The 23,302-nt window shown below is 43.4% G+C and carries 20 protein-coding genes and 1 riboswitch; of the genes, 19 read left to right on the forward strand and 1 reads right to left on the reverse strand.

The annotated features are described in order from the left end of the window. Positions 1–108: 108 nt before the first annotated feature. The 18 genes from ACXAEA_RS06830 (at position 109) to ACXAEA_RS06915 (ending at position 21,467) form a co-directional block, all read left to right on the forward strand. Entirely contained in the window at positions 109–2,463 is a 2,355-nt protein-coding gene (locus ACXAEA_RS06830) for an endonuclease MutS2 (RefSeq protein ID WP_475095157.1), read from the forward strand. 89 nt (positions 2,464–2,552) lie between these two features. Further along, positions 2,553–2,957 carry a DUF350 domain-containing protein gene (locus tag ACXAEA_RS06835; protein WP_475095158.1) on the forward strand — a complete coding sequence of 135 codons (405 nt, stop codon included), beginning with the start codon at positions 2,553–2,555 and terminating at the stop codon, positions 2,955–2,957. Positions 2,958–3,261: 304 nt separating this feature from the next. Continuing rightward, positions 3,262–4,965, forward strand: a complete 1,704-nt coding sequence (locus ACXAEA_RS06840) for a long-chain-fatty-acid--CoA ligase (protein ID WP_475095159.1) — start codon at positions 3,262–3,264, stop codon at positions 4,963–4,965. A gap of 215 nt (positions 4,966–5,180) precedes the next feature. Beyond that, on the forward strand, positions 5,181–5,783 hold the full coding sequence (locus ACXAEA_RS06845) for a TetR/AcrR family transcriptional regulator (protein WP_475095160.1): 603 nt from the start codon (positions 5,181–5,183) through the stop codon (positions 5,781–5,783). 132 nt (positions 5,784–5,915) lie between these two features. Further along, entirely contained in the window at positions 5,916–6,689 is a 774-nt protein-coding gene (locus ACXAEA_RS06850; RefSeq protein WP_475095161.1) for an enoyl-CoA hydratase, read from the forward strand. 88 nt (positions 6,690–6,777) lie between these two features. After that, a complete protein-coding gene (locus ACXAEA_RS06855; protein ID WP_475095162.1) occupies positions 6,778–7,551 on the forward strand; it encodes an electron transfer flavoprotein subunit beta/FixA family protein in 774 nt (257 codons plus the stop codon). A 39-nt stretch (positions 7,552–7,590) separates the two neighbouring features. Further along, positions 7,591–8,568: an electron transfer flavoprotein subunit alpha/FixB family protein gene (locus ACXAEA_RS06860; protein WP_475095163.1), complete on the forward strand. Its 978-nt coding sequence runs from the start codon at positions 7,591–7,593 to the stop codon at positions 8,566–8,568. 207 nt (positions 8,569–8,775) lie between these two features. Next, positions 8,776–9,090 carry a thioredoxin gene (gene trxA, locus ACXAEA_RS06865; protein ID WP_475095164.1) on the forward strand — a complete coding sequence of 105 codons (315 nt, stop codon included), beginning with the start codon at positions 8,776–8,778 and terminating at the stop codon, positions 9,088–9,090. A gap of 208 nt (positions 9,091–9,298) precedes the next feature. Then, entirely contained in the window at positions 9,299–10,495 is a 1,197-nt protein-coding gene (locus tag ACXAEA_RS06870; protein ID WP_475095165.1) for a hypothetical protein, read from the forward strand. Between the two features lie 99 nt (positions 10,496–10,594). Next, the gene (locus ACXAEA_RS06875) at positions 10,595–11,545 is read left to right on the forward strand and encodes an SDR family NAD(P)-dependent oxidoreductase (protein ID WP_475095166.1); all 951 of its coding nucleotides are present in this window, start codon (positions 10,595–10,597) and stop codon (positions 11,543–11,545) included. After that, positions 11,529–12,449, forward strand: a complete 921-nt coding sequence (locus tag ACXAEA_RS06880) for a lysylphosphatidylglycerol synthase transmembrane domain-containing protein (protein ID WP_475095167.1) — start codon at positions 11,529–11,531, stop codon at positions 12,447–12,449. Before ACXAEA_RS06875 ends, ACXAEA_RS06880 begins: the two co-directional genes overlap by 17 nt. Continuing rightward, positions 12,446–13,912, forward strand: coding sequence for an alkaline phosphatase family protein (locus tag ACXAEA_RS06885; RefSeq protein ID WP_475095168.1), 1,467 nt, complete (start codon positions 12,446–12,448; stop codon positions 13,910–13,912). Before ACXAEA_RS06880 ends, ACXAEA_RS06885 begins: the two co-directional genes overlap by 4 nt. After that, on the forward strand, positions 13,908–14,687 hold the full coding sequence (locus ACXAEA_RS06890) for a glycosyltransferase family 2 protein (protein WP_475098070.1): 780 nt from the start codon (positions 13,908–13,910) through the stop codon (positions 14,685–14,687). The genes ACXAEA_RS06885 and ACXAEA_RS06890 overlap by 5 nt, the downstream gene beginning before the upstream one ends. Positions 14,688–14,737: 50 nt before the next feature. Further along, on the forward strand, positions 14,738–15,490 hold the full coding sequence (locus tag ACXAEA_RS06895) for a hypothetical protein (RefSeq protein ID WP_475095169.1): 753 nt from the start codon (positions 14,738–14,740) through the stop codon (positions 15,488–15,490). A gap of 35 nt (positions 15,491–15,525) precedes the next feature. Beyond that, the gene (locus ACXAEA_RS06900) at positions 15,526–16,443 is read left to right on the forward strand and encodes an FTR1 family iron permease (RefSeq protein ID WP_475095170.1); all 918 of its coding nucleotides are present in this window, start codon (positions 15,526–15,528) and stop codon (positions 16,441–16,443) included. A gap of 103 nt (positions 16,444–16,546) precedes the next feature. Continuing rightward, the gene (locus ACXAEA_RS06905) at positions 16,547–18,007 is read left to right on the forward strand and encodes a hypothetical protein (protein WP_475095171.1); all 1,461 of its coding nucleotides are present in this window, start codon (positions 16,547–16,549) and stop codon (positions 18,005–18,007) included. Positions 18,008–18,022: 15 nt separating this feature from the next. Next, on the forward strand, positions 18,023–19,795 hold the full coding sequence (gene uvrC / locus ACXAEA_RS06910; RefSeq protein WP_475095172.1) for an excinuclease ABC subunit UvrC: 1,773 nt from the start codon (positions 18,023–18,025) through the stop codon (positions 19,793–19,795). A 70-nt stretch (positions 19,796–19,865) separates the two neighbouring features. Further along, positions 19,866–20,043: riboswitch (Lysine riboswitch) on the forward strand. 191 nt (positions 20,044–20,234) lie between these two features. After that, positions 20,235–21,467 carry an aspartate kinase gene (locus tag ACXAEA_RS06915; protein ID WP_475095173.1) on the forward strand — a complete coding sequence of 411 codons (1,233 nt, stop codon included), beginning with the start codon at positions 20,235–20,237 and terminating at the stop codon, positions 21,465–21,467. 73 nt (positions 21,468–21,540) lie between these two features. On the opposite strand, the gene ACXAEA_RS06920 is transcribed toward ACXAEA_RS06915, so the two are convergent. Continuing rightward, entirely contained in the window at positions 21,541–21,996 is a 456-nt protein-coding gene (locus tag ACXAEA_RS06920; RefSeq protein ID WP_475095174.1) for a YslB family protein, read from the reverse strand. A 653-nt stretch (positions 21,997–22,649) separates the two neighbouring features. Between ACXAEA_RS06920 and ACXAEA_RS06925 the strand changes: the two genes are divergently transcribed. Beyond that, on the forward strand, positions 22,650–23,258 hold the full coding sequence (locus ACXAEA_RS06925) for a succinate dehydrogenase cytochrome b558 subunit (protein WP_475095175.1): 609 nt from the start codon (positions 22,650–22,652) through the stop codon (positions 23,256–23,258). Positions 23,259–23,302 lie beyond the last annotated feature (44 nt).

Here is a 23,302-nt window from a genome sequence, read left to right on the forward strand (position 1 = left end):
TTCAAAAAAGCTTTTCACCCTGATACATTCTATATGGATTAGGGTATGAAATAAATTTGAATGGGCCTAAAAAACAGAACCTTCGCTTGAGAAGAAGGAGGAAATTTTGTGCAGCAGAGAGTTTTGAAAACACTGGAATTCGATAAAATCAGGAACCAGCTGATTGAACATACATCATCTTCATTAGGAAGAGAGAAGGCAATTGCATTGATGCCATCGGTTGATTTTGCCGAAGTCTCCCGCCTCCAGGAAGAAACGGATGAAGCAGCCAAGGTTCTCAGACTTAAAGGGAATGTCCCTTTGGGCGGCATCCATGATATTCGGCCTCATGTAAAAAGGGCTCAAATCGGCGGCGTGCTAAGTCCACATGAACTGATCCAGGTCGCAAGCACTGTTCATGCAAGCCGGCAGATGAAGAGGTTTGTTGAAGATTTGCAGGAAGTAACAGAAGTGCCGATTTTATTGGGCTATACAGAGGGAATCATCGTGCTTGCGAATCTGGAAGAATCAATCAGGAATGCAATCGATGAAGGCGGTGAAGTGCTTGACAGTGCAAGTGAAGCACTAAGGTCGCTCCGCCATCAGATGCGGACAAGGGAAGCAAGAGTACGTGAAAAATTGGAGAGCATGATTCGCTCGTCCAATGCATCAAAAATGCTTTCGGATGCCATCATCACCATCAGGAATGATCGATTCGTCATCCCGGTGAAACAGGAATATCGTGCGCACTACGGCGGAATCATCCATGACCAAAGCTCATCAGGGCAGACTTTGTTCATCGAACCTCAGGCTGTTGTCCAGCTGAATAATGAGCTGCAGAGCATCAGGGTTAAAGAGCAGCAGGAAATCGAGAGAATCCTTGCTGAACTTTCAGCATTGACTGCTGAATATCATGATGAACTTATGCAAATCGTCATGATCATGGCAGAGCTTGATTTCATGTTTGCGAAAGCCCGATATGGAAACAAAATCAAAGGGTCGAAGCCAAACGTCAATGATGAGGGCAGAATTAATCTTTTCCAGGCCCGACACCCGCTTATTCCGATAGATGAAGTCGTCCCTAACAGCATTGCTCTTGGGCAGGACTATACAACAATTGTTATCACAGGTCCGAACACCGGAGGTAAAACCGTAACATTGAAAACGGTCGGGCTTTGCACTTTAATGGCACAGGCAGGCTTACAGATCCCAGCGCTTGATGGATCAGAAGTGGCTGTTTTTGGATCGGTATATGCGGATATAGGGGATGAACAATCCATTGAGCAGAGCTTGAGTACTTTTTCATCGCATATGGTCAATATCGTTGAAATCCTCAATAAGGTTGACTATAACAGCCTTGTCCTTTTCGATGAACTTGGTGCCGGGACTGATCCTCAGGAAGGCGCGGCACTTGCGATCTCAATTCTTGATGAAGTATATAAATGCGGAGCAAGAGTCATCGCGACAACCCATTACCCTGAACTTAAAGCATATGGATATAACCGAGAAGGCGTCATTAATGCCAGTGTTGAATTCAATGTTGAAACGCTGAGTCCAACTTATAAGCTGCTGATCGGTGTGCCCGGACGAAGCAATGCGTTTGAGATTTCAAAGAGACTCGGATTGAAAGAATCAGTCATCGATATAGCCAGATCCTATATAAGCGCTGACAGCAATGAAGTCGAAAACATGATTGCTTCGCTCGAAACCAGCAGGAAGCAGGCAGAAAGAGACCGTGAAGAGGCCAATCAGCTGTTAAAAGATGCTGAAGACCTGCACAAGGATCTGCAAAAGCAGATGGCTGATTATGATCAGAAAAAAGATGAGCTGGCTGAAAAGGCAAAGGTAAAAGCGGCTTCGATCGTCGAAAAAGCGAAGGAAGAAGCTGAGGGAATCATTCGTGACCTCCGCAAGCTCCGTCTTAATAAAGGCGCGGAAATCAAAGAGCATGAATTGATCGATGCAAAAAGACGCTTGAGTGAGGCGACACCTGAGCTGAACCAGGTAAAGAAAGGCTCACGGGCAAAGGCTGCCAAACATGAATTCAAGCCGGGGGACGAAGTCAATGTACTGACCTTTGGCCAAAAAGGCCATCTAGTAAAGCGTGTGAACGATAAAGAGTGGGAAGTGCAAATCGGAATTCTCAAAATGAAAGTGAAAGAATCCGATATCGAATATATCAAATCACCAAAGCCCGTCGAAACAAAACCGGTCGCGACTGTTAAAGGCAAGGACTTCCACGTCAGTCTGGAGCTTGACCTACGGGGAGAACGATATGAAGATGCTCTTATGAGAGTGGAAAAATATATTGATGATGCACTGCTTGCAGGCTATCCGCGAGTCAACATCATCCACGGTAAAGGAACAGGCGCATTAAGGCAGGGAGTCCAGGAATACTTGCGCAATCACCGGTCTGTCAAGAAAATCAGGTTTGGCGACGCAGGAGAAGGCGGAACAGGAGTTACTGTGGTCGAATTCAAATAGTATGGCCATGTTTAAAAAATAAAATATTCATCCCGGCCGTTTACGATTATAATAGGTAGCAGGGTAAAATATTTTCAGGGAGAATAGATATGGATCATTTCTGGGAAAATGAATTTGTTGTCACAGCTGGTTATTACAGTGTTGCGATTCTCTGCATGGTCGTATTCCTGGCAGTTTTCGAATTAGTGACCAAATATCGCAATTGGGAGGAAATCAAGAAAGGGAATATCTCCGTTGCAATGGCCACTGGGGGAAAAATCTTCGGTGTTGCCAATATATTTCGCCATTCCATCAATCAGCATGATTCTCTGCTGACAATGATCAGCTGGGGAGTGTTTGGCTTCGTGCTGCTCTTGATAGGATACTTTATTTTTGAATTCCTGACACCAAAGTTCAATATCGACAAAGAAATAGAAAATGATAACCGTGCAGTAGGGATGATCTCCATGGTGATTTCAATCGGGCTGTCATATATCATCGGGGCAGGAATTTAACAGGAGGATCTAAAAAGATGGAAAAACTGGCAAAAATATTGCTGATTCTATGTGGAGTATTCCTGTTAGTCGGCGTTATCTATATGATGTTTTTTGCTTAAATAGCTAGAAAGCCGTCTCGGATGAGACGGCTTTTTTATTTTTATCACGAACAAATAAATAGATTAATACCTCCTAAAAGACAATGGAAATGGGAGTTTGTCCCTATTATCCAACAAAAAACTATTCTAATTGTCATAAAAAGCCCATTATATTATAATGAGAGAAAGAATTTTCAAAAAATTTAAATAAGGGGGGTAACAAGATGGAGGCAACAAAGCCATGGTTGTCACAATATCCGCCGGAAATTCCTGCTCACCTGGATCTAAAGGAAGCAACGGTACAGGATTATTTGAAACAGACAGCCGAAAAGTTACCGGATAAAGCTGCGATCCACTTTATGGGTAAAGAACTCACGTATAGGCAGGTCTATAACTATTCAAAAAAATTGGCTGCTTATCTGCAAACACTGGGGATTGAAAAAGGGGACAGGGTGGCAATCATGCTCCCGAATACTCCACAATCAATCATCAGTTACTACGCTGTCCTGATGGCAGGGGGAATTGTCGTCCAGACAAATCCTTTGTATATGGAGCGGGAGATTGAATACCAAATGAAGGACTCCGGTGCAAAAGCGATCATCACGCTGGACCTCTTGTACCCGAGGGTATCAAAAGTCATCGCGAATACAGATCTGGAGAATGTAATTGTAACCGCTATCAAAGATTATTTGCCATTCCCTAAGAACCTTGTCTATCCTTTCATCCAGAAAAAACAATATGGAATCATCGTAAATGTCAAGCATGAAGGCCAGAATCATCTATTCACTGAAATTATGAAAATGCCGGCCGGAAAAATAAAAGAATATGATTTTGATTTCGAGGAAGACCTTGCGCTTTTACAATACACTGGCGGGACGACAGGGTTCCCGAAAGGTGTCATGCTGACGCATAAAAATCTTGTCGCAAACGCAGCGATGAGCAATGCCTGGATGTATAAATGCAAGCCAGGAGAAGAAGTAGTGCTGGGAATCCTGCCATTTTTCCATGTCTATGGAATGACTGCTGTCCTGATTCTATCGGTACTGCAAGGTTCGAAGATGGTTCTTTTGCCTAAGTTCGATCCGGAAACAACATTGAAGACAATCCAGAAACAAAGACCTACATTGTTCCCGGGTGCTCCGACCATCTACATCGGTCTGCTGAACCATCCTGATATCAAGAAGTATGACCTTTCTTCCATCGATACTTGCATAAGCGGCTCAGCGCCACTGCCTGTCGAAGTGCAGGATAAATTTGAAGAAGTAACCGGCGGAAAGCTGGTAGAGGGTTACGGGCTAACTGAATCATCGCCGGTCACGCATGCCAATTTCCTTTGGGATAAGAAGCGGGTTAAGGGAAGCATTGGAGTGCCATGGCCAGATACGGATGCCGCAATCATTTCAATGGAAAATGGCGAACCTTTGCCACCAGGTGAGATCGGCGAAGTAGCTGTAAAAGGTCCTCAGGTGATGAAAGGATACTGGAACAGGCCGGAGGAAACAGCTCAAGTTCTGAGAGATGGCTGGCTGTTGACAGGAGACCTTGGCTATATGGATGAAGAAGGTTACTTTTACATTGTCGACCGGAAAAAAGATATGATCATTGCCGGTGGTTTTAATATCTATCCACGTGAGATCGAAGAAGTACTATATGAACATCCGTCGGTACAGGAGGTTGTTGCCGCCGGGATACCAGACCCATACCGTGGCGAGACAGTGAAAGTCTATGTCGTGCTCAAGGATGGCGCAGAAGCAACAGAAGCAGAACTTAATGAATATTGCCGTAAACATCTCGCTGCATATAAAGTGCCAAGACTGTATGAATTCCGCAAAGAGCTGCCGAAAACAGCGGTCGGAAAAATTCTGAGAAGGGCACTTGTGGATGAGGAAAAAGCGAAAAGCCAGGAAGATCAGCAGAAACGTGCTTAATCTTGAAGCCGGCTTATAAATCGGCTCTTTCTTTTTGATTCAAAAGGGTTGTCCAAATGAAATACATTTCCTTGACAGAAATGTGAGTGAATACTATTATTGAAATATGAATGACGATTCATTCAGTAAACGTATTGCAGACTAAAATCGTAAACGGGAGTGTGCCACTGTAGCATTTAAATGCTTGTGCTTTTCCTGGAGCGGGAGTGAAAGAAATGAAAAAAAACAAGCCGAAATATATGCAAATAATTGACGCAGCAGTCGTCGTTATCGCTGAAAACGGCTACCACCAGGCTCAAGTGTCTAAGATAGCGAAGCAGGCTGGAGTGGCCGACGGGACAATTTATCTCTATTTTAAGAATAAGGAAGACATACTGATTTCTCTGTTCCAGGAGAAGATGGGTTACTTCGTTGAAAATATCGAAGAAAAAATTGCAGGAAAACAGACAGCAACAGAGAAATTATACATGTTGGTCGAAACGCATTTTAAAATGCTTTCCCGGGACCGGCATCTTGCAATTGTAACCCAGCTGGAACTAAGGCAGTCAAATAAGGATCTCCGCCATAAAATCAACGAGGTGCTGAAGGGCTACTTAATGCTGATCGACAAAATCATTTTGGAAGGCATAGAGAATGGAGAATTTTCAAGCTCCCTTGATTTGCGTCTTGCAAGGCAGATGATTTTTGGGACGGTTGATGAAACTGTTACTTCATGGGTAATGAATGAACAGAAATACAACCTGCCTGACCTGGCAAAAGCGGTACACCAGCTGCTGATCAATGGCTGTGGTTACCATGGAGCCAAACCGGTCCTTTAATCAGGTCCTTTTCATTCGTCCAATAGCTGTTTATGCTTTTGAGTCAGTGTGAAAAGGCACGTAAAAAGGCTTGTTTCATCATAGGGTTATCCTGATGGTGAACAATGCCTTCATGTAAGAGGAGGGGATAATGTGGAATATCTTAAATGGTCTTCGGAGGACAGGATCGCAACGATCACGATTGCCCGTCCACCTGCGAATGCCCTTGCATCCGGACTGCTGAAGGAACTCTCGGCAGTGCTTGATGAAATTGAGGGAAACGATGAAATAAGGGTAATCCTGATCCATGGTGAAGGAAGGTTCTTCTCTGCAGGTGCAGATATCAAGGAATTCACCACAATCAAAACTGGTGAAGATTTTGCGAAACTGGCAGAGTATGGACAAGACCTTTTCGAACGGATGGAATACTTTCCAAAGCCAATTATCGCAGCTATCCATGGTGCGGCATTGGGCGGCGGACTGGAACTGGCGATGGCATGCCACTTCCGGCTTGTTGCTGAGAATGCCAAATTGGGATTGCCTGAACTGCAGCTTGGCTTGATTCCGGGTTTTGCTGGCAGCCAGCGTCTTCCTCGTTATGTAGGTGTTGCCCGCGCAGCGGAAATGTTGTTTACAAGCGATCCAATCACAGGTGTGGAGGCGGTACAATATGGACTTGCCAACCATGCGTATCCTGAAGAGCAATTACTTGAAAACGCATACAAGCTTGCTGGTAAAATAGCCAGGAAAAGCCCTGTATCAATTGGGGCTGCAATCAAACTTCTAAACTATACAAAGACGGATTCCTTTTACAAGGGAGTCAAGGAAGAAGCGAAGCTTTTCGGAGATGTTTTCCTGTCCGAGGATGGCCAGGAAGGAATCACGGCTTTCCTGGAAAAAAGGACACCGGAATTCAAAGGCAAATAACAAACTTTTTAGCAGCAAAATTTTTTTAAGTTAAATTTTTTTAATCTTTAGAACAGCTAAAATGTTTGAAAACATAGGAGGGGAACAAATGAATATCTACGTTCTATTGAAAAGAACATTCGATACAGAAGAAAAAATCACGATCACAAACGGTAAAATCAATGAAGATGGTGCAGAATTCATCATCAACCCTTACGATGAGTACGCGGTCGAAGAAGCAATTCAGGTAAGAGACGCACACGGCGGGGAAGTTACCGTTGTCTCTGTTGGCAATGAAGAAGCAGAAAAGCAGCTTCGCACAGCCCTTGCAATGGGAGCGGACAAAGCAGTTTTAATTAACATCGAGGATGATGTAGAAAACGGCGATCAGTTCACAACGGCGAAAATCCTTGCTGAATACCTTAAGGATAAGGATGCTGACTTGATCCTCGGCGGAAACGTTGCAATCGATGGCGGTTCTGGCCAGGTAGGACCACGTGTCGCCGAGCAGCTGGGAATGCCTTATGTGACAACAATCACGAAACTGGAAATCAACGGAACTACTGCAACCATTACAAGAGATGTAGAAGGGGATTCAGAAGTCATTGAGACAAGCCTCCCTGTTCTTGTAACTGCACAGCAAGGACTTAATGAGCCTCGCTATCCATCTCTTCCAGGAATCATGAAAGCGAAGAAAAAGCCTCTTGATGAACTTGAGCTGGATGATCTTGATTTGGATGAAGACGATGTGGAAGCAAAAACAAAGACAATCGAAATTTATCTTCCTCCTAAAAAAGAAGCAGGAAAAGTTCTTCAGGGAGACCTTGCCGACCAGGTAAAGGAACTTGTCAGTCTGCTTCATACAGAAGCCAAAGTAGTCTAAGACATAACAGGAAGAATAAATACGCAGGAGGTAAATCAAATGGCGAGAAAAGTATTAGTATTGGGAGAAGCGCGTGACGGTTCACTTAGAAATGTATCCTTCGAAGCAATTGCTGCTGGTAAAAAAGTTGCAGAGGGCGGAGAAGTAGTTGGAGTATTGATCGGTGATTCGGTTAGTTCTTTAGGCAGCGACCTATATCAATATGGTGCTGACAGAGTTGTCGCAGTTGAGGATGCGAAGCTTGCACAGTATACACCGGATGGTTTCTCACAAGCATTGATGGCGGTAATCGAACAGGAAAATCCAGAAGGTCTTATCTTCGGGCATACATTACTTGGAAAAGACCTTGCGCCTAAAATCGCAAGCAAATTGAACTCCGGCCTGATTTCAGATGCAGTTGCTGTAGAGGAAGCTGGCGGAAACCTTGTGTTCACGCGTCCAATCTACTCAGGCAAAGCCTTTGAAAAGAAAATTGTTACTGATGGCCTTGTGTTTGCAACGATCCGTCCAAACAACATCGCTCCACTTGAAAAGGATGAAAGCAGATCAGGTGAAGTTTCAGCAGTATCAGCTGAAATTAAAGATTTGAGAACAATCATTAAGGATGTTGTCCGCAAAGCAACTGAAGGTGTAGACCTTTCCGAAGCAAAAGTTGTCGTTGCAGGCGGTCGCGGAGTCAAGAGCGAAGAAGGTTTCGAGCCACTTAAAGAACTTGCAAATGTTCTTGGCGGTGCTGTAGGTGCTTCCCGCGGTGCATGTGACGCTGACTACTGTGATTATTCTTTGCAAATCGGCCAGACAGGAAAAGTTGTAACACCTGATTTATATATCGCTGCCGGTATCTCCGGAGCAATCCAGCACCTTGCTGGTATGTCCAACTCGAAGGTTATTGTCGCGATCAACAAGGATCCGGAAGCCAATATCTTCAAAGTTGCAGACTACGGCATTGTTGGTGACCTGTTTGAAGTCATTCCAATGCTGACTGAAGAGTTCAAAAAGCTTAAAGTAAATGCTTAATACCCTAAATCAAGCTCCTTTGCAAAGGAGCTTGTACCTTTTATTAGGCCTGAAAAAACGGACGTCGACTGCGTCCGTTTTTAATAGTGTTTAAAGGAATATTCATGTGTGATCAGGGTAAATTACAACAAGAGCAAATAAATAGCATCAATTGGTAAACGATGATATACTGCAGTTATTATTCCAGATTTATTAGGAGGCATACAAATGGCAATTATACACGCTACTGACGCAAATTTTGATAACGAAACAGGATCAGGCCTAGTGCTTGTTGACTTTTGGGCACCATGGTGCGGACCTTGTAAAATGATCGCTCCAGTTCTTGAAGAATTAGATGCAGAAATGGGCGACAAAGTGAAAATCGTTAAGCTTGATGTCGATGACAACCAGGAAACTGCAGCGAAATTCGGAATCATGAGCATTCCTACCCTGCTTGTCCTTAAAGATGGACAACAGGTAGATAAAGTAGTTGGTTTCCAGCCTAAAGAAGCACTTGCTGGTCGCCTGCAACAGCATATCTAATCTGAATAAAAAATCCCGCCTTCTCCGGAAGTCGGGATTTTTTTTGTTAAAGTTTTCAGAAATGAGGAAAGATAAGTGTTCAAAAGTTTGTCAAACTTTTCTTAACAAGTCCGTTGACAGTGATAATCATTCTCGACTATAATAACAATTGTCAATGAAAATCATTATCAATTATTAAAAGCACTTATACATAGGGGGATTATCAACCATGAAAAAGAAACATTTGAAAGCGATTTTTGCAAGTTTTTTAATGGCAAGCACTGTATTGGCTGCTTGCGGCGGGGAAGAACAAACTGAAAAGCCTGAAGAGAATAAGCAGGCAGAGACAGATACAAAGTCTGAAGAACCGAAAGAAGTGAATGTTGAGGATACAGACGCAGGAAAGCAAACGACAGTTATCGCTGATATGATGGCAGAACTGGTAAAGGCAAAAGAAAACCAGGAAGTAAATTGGGACAGTGTTCAGCAGCAGTATGAAGCAGGCCTTCAGAAAGATGTTGCAGAATTGACACCTGAATTCGATCAGGCAATCCAGGCAGCAATTGCTGCAGGCAAGAGCGGTGAAATGGAACCAATCATCGCTGTGCAACTGATTGATAAAACAACACAATCATACTTCTATCAAAATCAGAAATCACTTCAAAAAGAAGCTGCTGCAGCACTGACTGAAGATAAGAAGGATGAAGCGAATCTTGCTTTCATGCAAATCAAGCATCTGGCAGAAAAAGTATTCATCCCAACAGCTGAGAAGCGTGACAACTATTATGAGCTAAGCGGCGATTCAAGCCTTGTTGAAAACATCAACTCTGGATTATCTGCACAGGAAGAGGCACTTAATGCAGGAAATGCAGAAGACTTCCAGGTTTTCTTACAAGTTAGTGATAAGTCAGTCTACAGAAGCTACTATCTTGCTGCTAAATCTTATGGTGAGAAAATAGAAGCAGGAGCAAAAGAAGGAAAAGACAAGAATGAATTAACAATCATGCAGGCAGAGGCTTGGGGCTTTTATCAAGCGATCAAAGGTTCACTTGGCGGTGGAGATGAAGCAGCTGCTGCTCAACTAGATAAACTTTTCACATTGAACACTACTGATCCTGCAACGATTAAATCAGCAGAAACAAATGCTTTATTCGCGAAAGCAATCGCTGGAAAAATCAACGGCTATTATGAAAAAGCACCTCAAATGTTGGCTGAAGACAATGCAGTGGAAGCTAAGGTAAGTGCAATGGAAGGAAACATGTTCCTTAAAATGCTTCAAGGCCAGTTAACTGAAAAAATGGGTGAAGAAAAAGCGAATGCAGTCTTTGCTGATGCTGAAGCCTGGTTTAATGCGATCGCAGAGAACAAGCAAGATGAAGTGAAAGCAAAAGGTGAAGCAGTTACGAGTGCAGTCAATGGACTGTAATACTAAATATGAATAGAGCCGCAGCAATGCGGCTCTATTTTCTCTTTTATCATGAAATACTATGGTAAAATGGCTTGAGGAAAGAAAGAGGTGTCAAATTTGAAAATTTTGATCACAGGAGGAGCAGGTTTTATTGGCAGCCATTTTGCCGTAAAGATGCTGGAGGAACAGCATGATGTTGCAATAATTGATAATCTTCACCCTTATTATTCACCTGACCGCAAGAAGCAGCATCTGGAAGTGATAAAAAACGCAGGTGAATATCAATTCTATCAAGCTGATCTCTTAGACAGTGATGAAACAATAGATCTCATCAAAAAGATATCTCCGGATGCGGTTGTCCATTTGGCGGCATTGCCAGGTGTAGCATACTCGATCCTCCGGCCACTGGAATATATAGATTATGATGTGAAGGCGACGGTTAATGTCCTGGAGGCGGCCGGTAAGGCAAATGTAAAACAAGTTATATTTGCTTCATCCTCTTCGGTTTATGGAATGATGAAAAATACGCCTTTTAAAGAAGGAATGGCAAATGGCAAGCCAATTTCACCATATGCAGCTTCGAAATACGCTGCTGAATCTTTTTGCCATGTCTATGCCCATCTCTACGGAATGGACATAAAAATCCTTCGATTTTTTACCGTATATGGCCCATGGGGCAGGCCTGATATGGCCATTGCCAATTTCATCAGGAAATTGAAAAACGGGGAAGAAATCACGGTTTTTGGCCAGGGTGGGTCAAGGGATTATACATATATTAGCGATATTGTGAATGGGATATGCTTGGCTTTACAAAATCTGCAGCAGAGCGCGACAATCAATATTGGATCTGGCAGGCCGGTTTCGATGAATCAGCTGCTGGATGAGCTGAAGGTTTACTTCCCCGACATGAGGATCAGGTGTGAAGGAGAGCGTGCTGGAGATGTGGACAAAACATGGGCAGATCTTACATTGGCCCGGGAATTGCTTGGATATGAGCCAAAGGTGGATTTTAGCAAAGGAATTGCAAAAACGGTAGCCTGGGCGGAACAGTATGAAAAATTCCTTTAAAAAAATGATTTCAATTCTGTTGGTTACTGCTTTTGTTTTGTTGACCATTTTCTATCTGGATGCAGGAAACCTCCTGGACGAAATTCGGAATCTTGCGGCGAGTCCGGGAGTTTTAATCTTTATTTTTACCAGCTATTTTTTTGCCTTTTTGGCAAGAGGTTTTGCCTGGAGGCTTTATCTGAAAAATAGGGCAAGGCTCTCAACTTGCATGTATGGCCTGTTTTACAGTTTGCTGCTGAACCATCTCCTGCCGGTGAAAGCGGGGGATTTTGCGAGGATTGGCGTATTAAAAGCAAGGGAATCTGAAATCACAGGGCATGAGGCATTTAATTCAGTGATCATATTGCGCTTGCTGGACACAGCCATTTTATTTGCAATGGCGATTGCCGGACTTGCTTACCTTGAGCTGCCGATTGGTGGATTGTGGTTTTTAGGGCTTGCCCTTGGCGGAGTTTCGGCAGTCGTTATTCTGTACCTGAAATTCCGGACTTTTTTTGACAAACAGTTAAAAATCATCAAAAACGCTTTTTCTGGGTGGCGTGGGGTTTCAATCATTGGATTGACACTAGTCAGCTGGATTCTTGAAGCAGCAGTCATTTATGGTGTTGTTTTGAATGTCGCAGGCGGCATCAATATTGTGCAGTCTATATGGGTGAACAGCATCACGGTGGCAGGGCAGATCTTTCAAATCACACCCGGTGGAATTGCCAGCTATGAGACCATCATGATCTTCGCATTAGGGGCATCTGGGATAAACGGGGAAAATGCATATACGGCTGCAGTGATTACCCATAGTTTAAAATATATATTTTCATTTATTGTTGGAGGGGTGGCTTTGGCCAGCTATCCCGTACCAATGGATTTATTGAAGAAATGGACTAGAGAAAGGGGCAACGAATCATGAAGAGTGCTTCCAAGTTTGAGAAATTCGCGGCCCGAAGCTGGAATCTGCTTAATGAAGGCAAGCCTTTTACGCCAATTTTCACAGTTGGTACAATGGTTTTATTCCATCTCGGAGATCTTGGCAATGCGGCAGGGATCATGAATTTATTCCTGGGACTGCTAACTGTCCTACCGCTTTTTATTATGTATTTCATTTATGATTTCCCGCTTTTTTTGAGAAACTATTTATGGATTCCAGTTATTGTTTTCATCATTCTATGGGCGGATCTTAATCTTAATTTGCTGCTGTTTGCAGCTGGGCTTTATTTTTTCTTTACGGTGTTTTTCTGGGGTACACTTTATTATCATTTGAGGATTGGCACTTCCTGGCTGAACTTCACGAGATTTTGGAAGCTCGTTTTAAAGAACAGTGATTCCACCAGCGGGAATGCTCAGGAGCAGCTGCCGAAAGTATTCCTGCTGCTCTCCATATGGGAATTGTCTTTCACAGCTTTGACAGGCAATACCGGCATGCCGATAACAGATCTGGCGATGTTTTATGGTTTCGTATTCGTTTTTGCGTTTGTGTTGCACAGATACTTGTTTGACTGGAAGCCAAAGGCCTATGAGACTTATACAAAGGATGAAGGACCTGCAGTACCTGAGAAAGGTTTGTCAGACAAAGTCATTGTCATCGTAATCGATGGCATGAGGAAAGAACGCTTTTATGAGGCGAATACACCTTTTCTTGATCAATTGAAAGAAAATGGAACAGAATATTTGAATATGGAAACCTTATATCCTGCAAGAACGGTAGTTTGCTTTAGTTCAATGTTTACTGGGACATATCCGTTTGAACATGGAATCAAATCGAATATGGTCTACAAGCTTGGCGTGAAAACAGAAACGATTTTTGACTCGCTGAGGAAGGTTGGCAAAAGAGGCAGACTGCTTGGCATTGCCCATCTGGTTGATGCAATGGGCAGCGATGTGGAAACAGTGACTGCGGTCATGCATAAGGACAAAGCCGATACGAATATGCTGGCCAGGGCAAGTAAGATCATGGATGAGCAGGACCCGGATTTGTTTATAGTCCAAATGATCGGGACGGACCAGGTTGGTCACAGCCGCGGCGTCCTCTACAATGATTATATTGAAAAAATCGAGGAAGCGGATGCCCTTATCAGGGATTTTGTACAGTGGCTTGAAAAAGAAGGGAAAATGGAGAATACGACACTAGTCATCTGTGCGGATCACGGTCAGGCAGATGGAATCGGCGGTCATGGGCATTTGGATGAAGGAGAGAGATTCGTACCATTTTTCATGCATGGACCGCATATTGCCAAAGGACTCAAAGTACAAGAAAGGCACAGCCTCGTTTCATTGGCACCGACGATTTCCTACTTGATGGGTGCCCCTTATCCAGGAAGCAGCAGAGGAAAGGTGCTTTTGGATGCAATAAAAGCAGAAAAGGAAGAGAATTGATTTGACTAAAGTAATTGTATTTTTGCCCGCTTTCAATGAAGAAGAATCGATTGCGGAAGTAATCGAGAATATCCCCCGCAGCTTTGCTGGCGCAGACCTTGTAGAGGTGCTTGTGATTGATGACGGATCGACCGACTCTACAGTCGATCAGGCAAAAAAAGCGGGGGCAGACCATATTATCAGCTTTGGAAAAAACCGCGGCCTTGGTGCCGCGGTCCGAAAAGGGATAGAAGAATGTTACCGGATGGGCGCAGATGTAGGTGTGATGATTGACGCTGATGGGGAATACCCAGCATCGCAGATTCCCGATATCGTTAAGCCAATCCTGAATGGTGAAGCCGATTATACAATGGGTTCGCGATTTATGGGCACAATAAAGGGAATGAAGTTTCATCGCAGAATGGGTAATTATTTTTTCACCTTCCTGCAAACATTGTTGTTGAGAAAGTGGCTTTATGACGGTCAATCGGGCATGAGAGCTTTCTCACGACAGGTTCTGAAGCATTCCGAGATTATCCATGACTATAATTATGCTCAAGTATTGACGCTGAATCTAGTGCGTAAAGGTTTCAGGGTGCTTGAAGTGCCGATTCAATACCGTGTAAGGACGACTGGGACATCCTTTATTTCCTTCAGGAAATACATGACAAATGTTGTGCCGGCTGTGTTTCGTGAGATGTCCAGACCTGTTCGAAAAGTAAGCGAAGTAAATACTCCTCAACTTAAAAACAGTAGAAATAGTGACAAAAAAGTGACGATTGCCAAATATGATTGACATATATAATGATAATCATTATCATTATCATTGTAGGAGGGAAAGAACAAATGAAAAAAGCGATATTTTTTTGTTTTTTACTGATATTGATTCTCATTAATGGCATTCCTCAAACTGCCAATGCCTATTCTTATGGAGATCCAAATGAAGAAAAGGTTGCGGAGGTTTACAAGGAAATGCAAGTGAAGCTTGATGAGAACCCTCCAAATTTCTCCGCATCAAAGTCTCTGTTCGAGACGGTGAAAGAAGAAATTGACATGCATATGGGTACAGAGCCTGGAGAAGTCATCATGAAGAGTTTGAATGATGAGGATAAAGAAGCGACAGTTGAAAATATGGAGAAGCTCCTTGTTTTGAATGTAGCAAGAAGGCTAGAAAGCATTGAGAAAAACTTTGAAGAGTATGATACCTCCAAGAAACTGCTTGCAAAAGGTTTTGCTACATATCAGGCATTATCACCGAAAGTCGAGGCAGAAAATCCTGAAGTGGATCAACAAATCAAAACTGATTTTGACGAAGCACTTGAAGCACTTGGAAATCCCGGGCTGTTCGGAGTCGGGAAGAAACCATCTGACATAGAAGCTTTTAAAGCGAACAAAGAAGAAATCCTGAAAGCGCTGCAAACTGAATTTGACCTTGCCAGCCTGGAAGTCGGCCATTTTACTGATACAGCCGAAGAAGAAGGGACCGGCAAAAAGGACTGGACGGATTTATCGAATATCCGCAACTGGCTCCCGCTGATCCTGATTGTCGCGGTCATTGCGGCAGTAGTATTCATTGGCATTAGAAAAAGAAGAGGATAAAATTTGATGACACCTTGGAGAGGGGAGAATCAGCAATGGAAATTCAAGCATTATTAATTACTTTTCGTGAAGTACTAGAAGCGTTACTGATCATCGGAATCATCACAACATACTTAAAGAGAATGGATCATTCCAAATATACAAAATATGTGTGGCTGGGTGCAGGTCTTGCAGTCCTGGCGAGTATCGGGGTAGCGATCCTGTTCCAGGTCGTGTTCACTGGCTTTGCAGCAATGGGCAGTGAAATTTACCTGAAGATTGGTATCATGGTTGTATCCACGGTCCTCCTGACACAGATGGTATTCTGGATGGCGAGCCACAGTAAAGACCTAAAGGGCAATATGGAAGGGAAAATGAACAAGTTCATTTCGACGGGAAATATTGTCGGCATGGTCATCCATTCATTCCTTGTAGTCTTGCGTGAAGGGATTGAAACGGTCTTTTTCTTCGCTGCCATTACTGGCGGGAACATCGGTGCCGCAATGCAGGGCTGGGGAGCGATCACTGGTACACTGATTGCAGTAGTCGTTTCTTACATGTTCTTTAAAGGTACGATGAAGGTCAAACTGAAGACTTTCTTCCAGATCACCGGGGCTTTCATCATCCTGATTTCAGCTGGTCTGCTGGTCCAGGCCATTTCGATGATGCAGGACGTAAACCTGATCGGAAGCGTCATGTACCATGTTTACGATATTACATGGCTACTGCCTGAACATCCGATCGATTATGCACATTATCTAAGAGACAACGGTGTCGCACCGCTAATGTCAGGTGATATAGGGATTTTCCTGAAGGCGCTGTTCGGGTACTCATCGATGCCTTCAATTGAAGAGGTCATTGCCTATATCGGCTATTTTGCAGCGATCTTCCTGCTTACATCCTCACGGAGCCCGAAGAAAGATAAAGCTGCAGAAAACAAGCAGGTAAATGTCCTTAATCCACAAGTAAAATAATGAGATGTTTACGATCCTCTCTCCAGAAAAAGTACAGGGAAATTCCTTGTACTTTTTTCATACGTTTAAGACGATTTTCTTAAAAGTCAGTTGGTGAAGAATGATGAAGAATGAAAGAATAAAGGAAAAAATATTTGTGACTCTTAGTATGATCGCAGTCTTCTATGTGTTTGCGGTACAAGTGGTCTCACTTAATCCTTTTGTGGCTTCTTGGGATCAGGTTGATTTTTCATTGGCAATGGAAAGGTATGACCTTAGGGCGATGCAGCCTCACTTCCCTGGATATCCATATTTCATATTGGGCGGAATGCTTACGGAAGTATTGGCACCGACTCCAAATCAGGCATTGGTTCTTTTTAATGTATTGGTTTATGCCAGTTCGATTGTGCCGGTGTACCTTCTCGCTTCGAAAATAGTAGCACCTTCTCGCGCATTAATGATTGCCTCAGCGATTTATTCTGCCAGTTATCCATTGATCATCGTAAATCAGCCGATGTCAGAGGGTGCAGCGCTTGCCGCTTATTGGTGGTATTTCTGGAGTATCTCCGCGGCTGAATCAAGGCCAGCAGGAAATTGGATGATCCTGCCGCTGTTTTTTTTGAGCGTGCTTTTAGGGATCAGATTAAGTTATATCCCGATGGGAGCAGGTCTTGTTTATCTTTTATATGTAAAATGGAGAAAGCTCGAAATCGGTTGGGCTGGTGTTTTAAAATATGTGATCATTGCCGGGTTGTTCCAACTGATTTGGGTTGGCGGGCTGATCATGTCAGAAGGGGGAATCGCTAACTTCCTCGAGCTTGCGTTTGGTTTCACTGGCGGCCATTTTCAGGAATGGGGAGGTACATCTGCTTCAAATGACTTAAATATTTTCGCAAGATTGAAATCATTTCTGTTTACCAACATTTTATGGTGGGGAATATTTACACGAACAACTGTTTTGATGGTAATATATATAGTTATCGGCATCCTGATTTTTTTGCCGGGTAAATCAGTTAAACAGTATAAGAACAGGATCATCTTTTCTGGAACCTTTATGTTGAGTTCATATGGACTTTGGGCGCTGTTTGCCCAGAATATCGATAAGCCGAGGCATATCCTGCCGCTGGCATTATTGATTGTGTTCTTTGGTTTGGCAGTTTTTTTCAGTAAGCATACAACGCGTTATGCCAGTATGCTTGTGCTGGTTCTCATCATTGCCCAGGCAATGATTTCGACGCATTTTATCAAAATACAGGCAGCAGAAAAGCCTGCCGTCTATCAGCTTGCCCAATTTCTAGAGGATGTGCCTGAGGACTTTGTACTATACACCTGGGAAGAAACAAGGATACTTCAGTATCTGGGGATGCCTTATGCCCATAAAAGAGTATATACGTATAAAATTTTTATGCATGACCAGTCATTGTATAAAGGGAAGGAAATCTATTTGACCGACAGTGTAATCGAAGGTTTCAGCTCTCAGGGCATAGAACTTGATGAGAACCTGGAGGAAATACGGACATTTACGTCAAATAAACTATTTGATCCAGTCTATAACGAAATTACTTTATATAAATGGACACCGTAACAGGAGGTGAACGGAATGAATGAGCAGATCAAAAATAAACTTGCGCTGCTTCCAGCACAGCCAGGCTGCTATTTAATGAAGGACAGGCAGGGGACCATCATCTATGTAGGAAAAGCGAAGGTGCTGAAAAACAGGGTCCGCTCGTATTTTACCGGATCACATGATGGCAAGACACTCCGGCTTGTGAATGAAATTGAAGATTTTGAATACATCGTCACCTCCTCCGATATGGAAGCCCTTGTACTTGAAATCAACCTGATTAAAAAGCATGATCCGAAATATAATGTGATGCTCAAAGATGACAAAAGCTATCCATTCATCAAGCTTACGGCAGAACGCCACCCAAAGCTGATCATTACCCGAAAGGTCAAAAAAGACAGCGGGAAATATTTTGGGCCCTATCCAAATGTTCAGGCGGCAAATGAGACAAAGAAGCTGCTGGACAGGATTTATCCTCTGCGGAAATGCTCAACGCTGCCTGACAGAGTCTGCCTTTATTATCATATGGGGCAATGTCTTGCACCCTGCATCAAAGATGTAAGCAAGGAAGAATACAAGCAAATCACCGATGAAATCACACGCTTCCTGAATGGAGGCTTCAAGGATATCAAAGTCGACTTGACAGCTAAAATGGCTGCGGCCGCCGAAGAGCTTGATTTTGAACGGGCCAAGGAGTTCCGGGACAAGATTGCCCATATCGAGGCGACAATGGAAAAGCAGAAGATGACAACCACCGATTTTACCGACCGCGATGTTTTCGGCTATGCGGTTGATAAGGGCTGGATGTGTGTACAAGTCTTTTTCATCCGCCAGGGGAAGTTGATTGAGCGTGAGGTTTCGATGTTTCCAATTCACAATGAGCCAGAAGAAGATATCCTCACTTTCCTTGGCCAGTTCTACTCAAAAAATGAACACTTCAAGCCAAAGGAAGTGTTGGTGCCAGCAGGTGTGGATACAGAAATGGCCGAAGCGCTGTTAGAGGTTAAAGTTCTGCAGCCGCAGAGGGGACAGAAAAAAGAGCTTGTCCGCCTTGCAGCGAAGAATGCGGGAATTGCCCTGAAGGAAAAATTCTCATTGATTGAACGCGATGAAGAACGGACGATCAAGGCTGTGGAAAACCTGGGCAAGCAAATGGGGATCTACACACCCCATCGGATTGAGTCTTTCGATAACTCCAATATCCAGGGGACAGACCCGGTATCAGCAATGATTGTTTTCATAGACGGGAAGCCTGAAAAGCGAGAATACCGCAAGTATAAAATCAAGTCTGTAAAAGGTCCCGATGACTATGAATCCATGAGGGAAGTCGTAAGGCGCCGCTATTCGAGGGTGCTGAGAGAGGGACTTGCCCTGCCAGATTTAATCATTATTGATGGCGGAAAAGGACATATCGAATCCGCCAGGGACGTTCTGGAAAATGAACTCGGGCTCGATATCCCGATCGCCGGATTGGCAAAGGATGATAAGCACAGGACATCCCAGCTTTTATATGGGAATCCTTTGCAGGTGATTGAACTGCCGCGAAACAGCCAGGAATTTTACCTGCTTCAAAGGATTCAGGATGAAGTTCACCGCTTTGCCATCACCTTCCATCGTCAATTAAGGGGAAAAAGTGCGTTTCAATCGCTGCTCGATGATATTCCAGGCATTGGCGAAAAGCGCAAGAAAGCTTTATTGAAGCATTTTGGTTCAGTGAAAAAGATGAAGGAAGCTACTGTTGATGAGCTTACTGCCGCCGGGGTGCCTGCGAATGTTGCCCAGGAGCTCCATACTAAATTGCAGAATTAATGGTAGTAATCTATTTTTTTGTATGATATAATGGTGAAAATTTAATATGACTATCACTTTAGAGCATTAAAGTGAAGATAGAGGTGCGAGCTTCAAGAGTAAAAGCCGGGAGAATTGTAGGATTCGGGGATGGGCTTTGAAAGGGGATGTTCGCCGAAGTGGGAAAATGCCTATCCATTTTACCGCTGGTCCTTCGTTGAATAAACGCAGGATTGTCAAGATTGCCGTCTTGGAGTGCTATCTCATGTTGCAGCGTATAAAAACGTTTATCAAGCAATGGGAGACACTTTCCATTGCTTTTTCTGTTTTTTGGGCGTTCTTTTAGCCATGCTGATTAAAAACAGCATGCAAAGAGCAGAAAGCCTTAGGGAAAGATACATATGCGGCTTAGCCATCAAACTCTGACAGAGGCAAAATAAAGAAGAGGCAGGGGAAACGAATGGGATTGATTGTACAGAAATTCGGCGGAACATCGGTTGGCAGTGTGGAAAGAATCAGGAATGCAGCCAGCAGGACAGCAGAGGAATTGCAAAAAGGTAATAATGTAGTCGTTGTTGTATCGGCTATGGGCAAGACGACAGACCATCTGGTGGAAATGGCGAATGAGATTTCAAGTGCCCCATCAAAGAGAGAGATGGATATGCTTTTGACGACAGGGGAACAAGTAACGATTGCGCTTTTCTCGTTGGCACTGGCACAAAACGGAATCGAGGCGGTATCCTATACAGGCTGGCAGGCTGGCATCAAAACAGAAGCAGTCCATGGAAATGCCCGGATTGTGGAAATAGATACAGACAGGATTGCAAATGACCTGGGCAATGGCAAAGTGGTCATTGTCGCTGGATTCCAGGGAGTGACTGATGGAGGGGAAATCACCACCCTTGGCCGAGGCGGATCAGATACAACTGCAGTTGCTCTTGCCGCAGCTTTAAAGGCGGATAAGTGCGATATTTATACTGATGTAACAGGCGTGTTCACAACAGATCCAAGATATGTGAAAAGCGCAAGGAAACTTTTGAGTGTTTCTTATGATGAAATGCTTGAGCTGGCAAACCTGGGAGCAGGTGTCCTCCATCCGCGGGCGGTGGAATTCGCCAAGAACTATGGATTGCCAATCGAAGTAAGGTCCAGTATGGAAAAAGAAAGAGGCACGATCATCGAGGAGGAGAATGGAATGGAACAGAATCTAGTAGTACGCGGAGTAGCGTTTGAAGACCAAATCACAAGAGTATCAGTCCTTGGGGTGAGTACTTCATTAAAAGGACTTTCGACGATCTTTACGACACTGGCACAAAACCACATCAATGTCGATATCATCGTCCAGAGCAGGACAGAGGCAAATACTGCGAACATTTCATTCTCCATCAAGAGCAATGACCTGACAGAAACTCTGGACGTATTGGAACGCAATAAGGAATTATTGAACTATAAAGCAATCGAATCAGAAACTGGCCTTGCAAAGGTATCAATCGTTGGATCAGGCATGGTCTCAAACCCGGGCGTAGCCGCCAAGATGTTTGAAGTCCTCGAAGGAAGCGGAATCCAGGTGAAAATGGTAAGCACTTCCGAAATCAAGGTTTCCACTGTTGTAGAGGAGAAACAAATGGTCAATGCAGTAGAATCTTTGCATGAAGCATTTGAGCTTTATTCCGAAGCTGTGAAGACGAAGTAAGGATGTAGAAAAAGCTTTCCCGACAAATTTCAGGAAAGCTTTTTTCTATAGCAGCTTATTCATAACTCATCAATCATTCAGTAATAAAATCATTCTTATCCCATTTAATCGTAAAAAGGATTTTTGACAGCTTTTTATTGGGATGTTCGAAGGCTTCGGCTGTTACTTTTTTCTGTTGTTCCATTTGCTGGGCAATGAATCCTGCTTCTAACTGGAATGTGGTGTTTGGGTTGTTTTTCAGTCGGGAGGAAATTAGTTCGCTGCCAAGTTCAAGCACCATTTCTTTTCTGGATTCTTCTTTGATGGTGAGTGTGCCCCAGCCTGCATCCATGAAAAAGCGGATGGTCTCATCCAGTGTGGATAATGGATATTTTCGGGCCAGGCGTTTACCGGCCCAATAAAGGATTTCGGCGGTGTCCTTGCCGAGCAGTTCCGGAACCAGGACTTCCCGGATCAATTCATACCCGAAAGCGGAAACTGAAAGTGGTTCGCTTTCTTGTTTTTGCTCTGAAGTTGTTAATTCACTCATGTTCTCCCCTCTTTCTATTACTCTATTATAAACAATTTGCCGAAAAAACAACCTGTGATAACCAATTTAAAAGTTGTTAAATTTTAGATAGGCATTAGAAATTCTATTATTATTTTCCATGTTCATACCATACCCGAATCTTTGTGAATTAAAAGGCTGTGTTAAATTAGACTGTTGATTTCCGTTCCAGGCGCTTCGCTTTCCGCGGGTGGCCCGGGGAGCCTCCTCGGCGCTTTCAGCACCTGTGGGGTCTCCCCTGACCCATGCTCCCGCAGGAGTCTGCGCGCCTTCCACTCCAATCAACAGGACTTGAAAAACGATAATCATTAACACAGCCATAAAAAATAATATCGGGAAATTTTTTTTGATGTATCTAAAAGGCAATACTATTATTTTAATATACTCGAAAGGGCGTTAAAATAATTAGAAAGTGGGATTTTTTACAATATCAATATATTTTAAAAATTTTATCTATATAAGCATTTTTATGTATCCGTTTTCTTGACGCTCTATAATGATGGGAGTAAAATGAACATGTCACATAATTGTAAGAATTGCTTAGTTTCGGTGTTGGGTTTAATCGATCTGTTAGGTTAATAGGGATGGGGAGAGAAGCCTTTACATCACGGCCAAATTTCAAGGGGGGTATACATATGGCGGGTAAACAAGAGTTTTATTGGCGGAGGCTGCATTCGTTGCTGGGTGTTATTCCAGTAGGTCTTTTCCTCATGCAGCACCTTGTAGTCAACCATTTTGCTACTGGGGGAGAAGAATCATTCAACAAAGCAGCTCATTTTATGGAGCAGCTGCCTTTCAGGTATTTTCTAGAAATCTTCATTATCTTCTTACCGTTACTATTCCATGCAATCTACGGTCTTTATATTGCTTTTACGGCTAAGAACAATATAGGGAAATATAGCTATTTCAGGAACTGGATGTTCATGCTTCAGCGTGTGTCCGGCGTGATTACTTTGATTTTCGTCGCATGGCACGTATGGGAAACTCGTATTGCTGCAGCATTTGGAGCGGACGTTAACTTCCAGATGATGGAGACGATCCTTTCAAGTCCATTCATGCTATGGTTCTATTTAATTGGTGTCATTTCTACAACTTTCCACTTTGCGAACGGATTATGGTCATTCTTCGTAAGCTGGGGCATCACTGTAACACCTCGTTCACAAGTGATTTCCACTTATATCACGATTGGTGTATTCATTGCGCTTTCCATCGTCGGAGTCCGCGCGATCCTGGCGTTTGTATAAGAATTTTCGCATGCATCAGACTGAGCGGTTGATCGAAACACTCA

The sequence above is a fragment of the Mesobacillus sp. ABV4_180 genome (assembly GCF_056158485.1).

Coding starts and splice junctions, on each gene's coding strand:
- ACXAEA_RS06835 (WP_475095158.1), top strand. CDS start 2,553: ATGGATCATTTCTGGGAAAATGAATTTGTTGTCACAGCTGGTTATTAC.
- ACXAEA_RS06840 (WP_475095159.1), top strand. CDS start 3,262: ATGGAGGCAACAAAGCCATGGTTGTCACAATATCCGCCGGAAATTCCT.
- ACXAEA_RS06845 (WP_475095160.1), top strand. CDS start 5,181: ATGAAAAAAAACAAGCCGAAATATATGCAAATAATTGACGCAGCAGTC.
- ACXAEA_RS06855 (WP_475095162.1), top strand. CDS start 6,778: ATGAATATCTACGTTCTATTGAAAAGAACATTCGATACAGAAGAAAAA.
- ACXAEA_RS06860 (WP_475095163.1), top strand. CDS start 7,591: ATGGCGAGAAAAGTATTAGTATTGGGAGAAGCGCGTGACGGTTCACTT.
- trxA (WP_475095164.1), top strand. CDS start 8,776: ATGGCAATTATACACGCTACTGACGCAAATTTTGATAACGAAACAGGA.
- ACXAEA_RS06870 (WP_475095165.1), top strand. CDS start 9,299: ATGAAAAAGAAACATTTGAAAGCGATTTTTGCAAGTTTTTTAATGGCA.
- ACXAEA_RS06880 (WP_475095167.1), top strand. CDS start 11,529: ATGAAAAATTCCTTTAAAAAAATGATTTCAATTCTGTTGGTTACTGCT.
- ACXAEA_RS06885 (WP_475095168.1), top strand. CDS start 12,446: ATGAAGAGTGCTTCCAAGTTTGAGAAATTCGCGGCCCGAAGCTGGAAT.
- ACXAEA_RS06895 (WP_475095169.1), top strand. CDS start 14,738: ATGAAAAAAGCGATATTTTTTTGTTTTTTACTGATATTGATTCTCATT.
- ACXAEA_RS06900 (WP_475095170.1), top strand. CDS start 15,526: ATGGAAATTCAAGCATTATTAATTACTTTTCGTGAAGTACTAGAAGCG.
- ACXAEA_RS06905 (WP_475095171.1), top strand. CDS start 16,547: ATGAAGAATGAAAGAATAAAGGAAAAAATATTTGTGACTCTTAGTATG.
- uvrC (WP_475095172.1), top strand. CDS start 18,023: ATGAATGAGCAGATCAAAAATAAACTTGCGCTGCTTCCAGCACAGCCA.
- ACXAEA_RS06915 (WP_475095173.1), top strand. CDS start 20,235: ATGGGATTGATTGTACAGAAATTCGGCGGAACATCGGTTGGCAGTGTG.
- ACXAEA_RS06920 (WP_475095174.1), bottom strand. CDS start 21,996: ATGAGTGAATTAACAACTTCAGAGCAAAAACAAGAAAGCGAACCACTT.
- ACXAEA_RS06925 (WP_475095175.1), top strand. CDS start 22,650: ATGGCGGGTAAACAAGAGTTTTATTGGCGGAGGCTGCATTCGTTGCTG.